1 protein-coding gene is annotated in these 1,674 nt (G+C 60.2%); it reads left to right on the top strand.

Going from position 1 to position 1,674, the window contains the following annotated elements; translation table 11 throughout:
- A partial coding sequence (locus EW142_RS16770; protein ID WP_205783316.1) for a hypothetical protein occupies nt 1-1,674 on the top strand: 1,674 nt, incomplete at both ends.

The following is a 1,674-nucleotide window of genomic DNA, read 5'->3' as shown; positions in this document are numbered from 1 at the left end:
GATCAGCGAGGGGGCGACCGATGTGACGGTCAATCTGAGCGACCTTGACGACAGTGCTGGGGTTGCTGCCAATGCGGCGAACATCGCGACCAACACGACCAATATTGCAACGAACACGACCAACATCGCAACAAACACAACGGACATAGCGACCAATGCGACGGACATCGCCAACCACATCGCTGCCGATGGAGACCTATCGGCCACCAACGAGATCCAGGACCTTGACGCGGTCCTGACGGAGGGCAACGACGCGGGGGGTTCTGCGATCGTGAACCTGGCGGACCCGACCAACGCCCAGGACGCTGCGACGAAGAACTATGTTGACGGGATAGCGGACGACGACATCACGGGGGCCGTCCTTGACGCGCCGACCAACGTTCTGACGATCAGCGAGGGGGCGACCGATGTGACGGTTGACCTGAGCGACCTTGACGACAGTGCTGGCGTCACGGCCAATGCGGCGAACATCGCGACCAACACGACCAATATTGCAACAAATACAACGGACATTGCCACCAACGCGACCAACATCGCGACCAATGCGACCAATATTGCGACAAACACAACGAACATCGCGACCAACACGACCAATATTGCAACGAACACGACCAACATCGCAACAAACACAACGGACATTGCCACCAATGCCACAAATATTGCGACAAACACAACGGACATAGGGACCAATGCGACGGACATCGCCAACCACATCGCGGCGGACGGCGACCTATCGGCGACCAACGAGATCCAGGATTTGGACGCGGTGCTGGCCGAGGGGAACGATGCGGGCGGATCGGCGATCACGAACCTGGCCGACCCTACCAACGCACAGGACGCGGCGACGAAGAACTACGTCGACGGCATAGCTGACGACGACATCACGGGCGCTGCCCTTGACGCGCCGACCAACGTGCTGACGATCAGCGAGGGCGCTACCGATGTTACGGTGGACCTGAGCGACCTTGACGACAGCGCGGGCGTTGCCGCCAATGCTGCGAACATAGCGACCAACACCACCAACATAGCAACGAACACGGCCAATATCGGAACGAACACGGTGAACATCGCCACCAATACGACGAATATAGCGACCAACGCGACGGACATCGCCAACCACATCGCGGCGGACGGCGACCTATCGGCGACCAACGAGATCCAGGATTTGGACGAGGTGCTGGCCGAGGGCAACGATGCGGGCGGATCGGCGATCACGAACCTGGCCGACCCTACCAACGCACAGGACGCGGCGACGAAGAACTACGTCGACGGCATAGCTGACGACGACATCACGGGCGCTGCCCTTGACGCGCCGACCAATGTGCTGACGATCAGCGAGGGGGCGACGGACGTGACGGTGGACCTGAGCGACCTTGACGACAGCGCGGGCGTTTCCGCCAATGCTGCGAACATAGCGACCAACACCACCAACATAGCAACGAACACGGCCAATATTGGCACGAACACCACCAATATTGCAACAAATACAACGGACATCGCGACCAACGCGACGGACATCGCCAACCACATCGCGGCGGACGGCGACCTATCGGCGACCAACGAGATCCAGGATTTGGACGCGGTGCTGACCGAGGGGAACGATGCGGGCGGTGCCTCGATCACGAACCTGGCCGACCCTACCAACGCACAGGACGCGGCGACGAAGAACTACGT

Origin of the sequence: Flagellimonas allohymeniacidonis, from assembly GCF_004296335.1 — a bacterium.
GTDB classification, from domain to species: domain Bacteria; phylum Bacteroidota; class Bacteroidia; order Flavobacteriales; family Flavobacteriaceae; genus Flagellimonas; species Flagellimonas allohymeniacidonis.
This window is presented reverse-complemented; position numbering and strand designations above follow the sequence as displayed.